This is a genomic window from uncultured Paracoccus sp., from assembly GCF_947496875.1.
Classification (GTDB): Bacteria; Pseudomonadota; Alphaproteobacteria; order Rhodobacterales; family Rhodobacteraceae; genus Paracoccus.
Map to the genome: position 1 here is coordinate 1 of NZ_CANMEH010000058.1, position 2,524 is coordinate 2,524.

The window sequence follows — 2,524 nt, forward strand, 5'->3', positions numbered from 1 at the left end:
AGCCGACGGACTGCTGCGTTCCGGCTCCTGGCGCGCGTGTCTGCGCCTTTCGACTGCTCGGCCAGGTGCCGCGCGAAGTCCTTGCGAAACTGCGCCACCGCCGCATCGGTCATCAGCGCGTTGCGCAGCTCGGCGAGGATCAACGCCTCGGCGCCCCTCCGGGAAACGCCGGGCATTCCACGACAGACAGCAGTGCCCTTCTCCTTGGCGTTGGTGCAGTAATAGCGCTTGTATTTGCCCTGGCCCGCGATGATCAGTGAGCCGCCGCACTGCCCGCATTCCAGCAGCCCGGAGAGAAGATATTTGCGCCGACGGGCGGCCACACGCGCGCCCAAGCCGTGGCGGCCCGACCCTTCTGCTGTTCGTATGGCGGTGGCGTGGGTGCCCTGGCGCGCCTTCACCTCGGCCCAGAGAGCGTCGTCGACGATGCGCAACTCAGGCGCCTCGTGGCGCACCCATTCATCTTGCGGGCGAAGCCGCGAGACGCGTTTCCCGGTTGCTGGTTCCTTGCGGTATTCGAGCCGGTTCCACACCCGCTGCCCGATATAGAGGTCGTTGTTCAGGATCCCGGTGCCGCGGTCACGGTTTCCGTTGATGGTATTCTGCTTCCAGTGGCCGGAACCGGCCCGGGCCCGCGGAGCAGGGACACCCTCACTGTTGAGAGAAGCTGCGATCTTCTGGGGCGATATTCCGTTCGCATAGTCGCGGAAGATGCGGCGGATCACCTCGGCCTCCGCAGGCTGGATGACCAGCTGACCCTTGACCACCTCTCCGTCTTCGCGCCGCTGCAGCGCGTAGCCATAGCAGCGACCCCCGCCGGATCCGCCAGCTTCCACCTGCGCCTTCACGCCGCGGTGGGTTTTAATGCGCAGGTTGTCGAGGAACATCTCGGCCATCGTCGATATGATGGCCATTCGCATCTTGTCGATCTCGCCCTCGCCCACTGTATGCAGGCCCACGCCGTGGAACGAGGCGACCTGGAAGAAGCTGGCAGTGTCCTTGATCGTGCGGCTCACGCGGTCGAGGCTCTCCGCCAGGACGAGATCGAAGAGGCTCTTTGGCAGATCCGACTGCAGGCGCACAAAGTCGGCCCGATCGGAGCGGCTGCCGGAGATCTTCTCATCGGCATATTCCCCCACCACCCGCCATCCCTTGCGCCTGGCCAAGGCGCGGCAGGACGCGATCTGGTCGCGCACTGAATTCGGGTTCTGCAGGTCGATCGAATAGCGGGCGTAGATCGCCACGCGCAGGGGTTCGGTCATCAATCTCGTGTCCTTCGTCGGCGCGGCAAGTTAGCCTCGCGCCAGTCTGCTGCCCAAGATGATTTTGCAGACAATCCGGCGGGTCGGCCGCTTGGGTTTTGATGCGAACGAGAACAGGGCAGGGGACGCGTAAAACTCTCGGGATCCTCTTCTTGCTCGGGCGAAGCATCTCAGTAGCATCAGGATCACTCCACCAGGCGGGTCTTCGGGCGCCTTTCCGGCTTCCCTTGCAGCTTGCTCGGCGATGAGGTCGATGATCTTTTTGAGGTTCATGAGCTTCTCTCTCGGGTCAGGACATTTGAACAACCCGACCGCGACAGAGGGCATCCGGACCAACAAGTCATGACCCGGAGTGCGCCGGGGCTACGGCCCCGGCGCATCGCTATCCTGAGCTACCGCCGAGATGGGTGCCGCATGATGAGATCTGGTTCCCTTTCCAGCATCGTGCGGTCGCCAGAAGGAGACGAGTTCCTGCGCCTCCTCTCGATGATCACCACCTCCGTCCGCTGTCCGAACCGGCCGCGTCGCCAGATCGTGCGCCGCTGGCTCCGGATGCTCGCGCAGGTCGGCGGGGGTCCCGACTGGTAATCCCGGGTGATCTCCTTCCCCAGGGAGCGGATCAGGGCCTCCATCAACGGCTCGAGGTGCTCGGGGAGGCTGCCGATCGTCGGATCGCTACACCGCCCCCGGTCGAAACGAGAATCGTGGGCGCTGACGGTGAGCCGCCTGGCAATCACGAAGCGGCTGGGACGGTGCAGCCCGGCGAGCGGCCAGTCGTCGGAAGCTGCGACTTCGAGATCGAGCCCGCGATTGGCGCTCGTGTCAGCACTGGTGCCGTAGGCAAGCGTCAGGCGTGGCCCGAACGCGCCATCCTGACGGGCGATGATAAGGCACCCCACACGAGCATATCCGCAGCAGTCGCCCAAAGCGAATGTCGGGAGGTGCTGGAACTGGCACGATCCGAGACACCAGGCGCGGGGCAGGGGCGAGCCCGCCGTGATTGCGGAATTGACCCGTCACGCGATTTCCCTCGGCCGTGCCAATCCCGCCCGCGTCTACATCGCGGGGATCTCGGCCGGGGGGACCGCCGCGGCCATCATCGGCGCCGCCTATCCTGATCTATTTGCAGCGGTGGGCGTTCATTCCGGCCTGGTGCTCGGAAATGTCCGGTCGTTGCGTTCGGCGGTGTCAGCCATGCGGGGGCGACAGGGGCCGCAGCCGACCGGCAAGCTGACGCCACAGCTGCCAACGATCGTCTTTCA

The 2,524-nt window shown here is 65.0% G+C and carries 3 protein-coding genes; 1 reads left to right on the forward strand and 2 read right to left on the reverse strand.

Annotated elements, in window-relative coordinates; genetic code table 11:
* On the reverse strand, nt 1-1,244 hold a 1,244-nt coding region (locus tag Q0938_RS19005), incomplete at its 3' end, for a recombinase family protein (protein WP_299365662.1).
* 410 nt (nt 1,245-1,654) lie between these two features.
* On the reverse strand, nt 1,655-2,161 hold the full coding sequence (locus Q0938_RS19010; protein ID WP_299365664.1) for a hypothetical protein: 507 nt from the start codon (nt 2,159-2,161) through the stop codon (nt 1,655-1,657).
* On the opposite strand from Q0938_RS19010, the gene Q0938_RS19015 reads away from it, so the two are divergent.
* A partial coding sequence (locus tag Q0938_RS19015) for a PHB depolymerase family esterase (protein WP_299365667.1) occupies nt 2,145-2,524 on the forward strand: 380 nt, incomplete at its 3' end. The genes Q0938_RS19010 and Q0938_RS19015 overlap by 17 nt on opposite strands.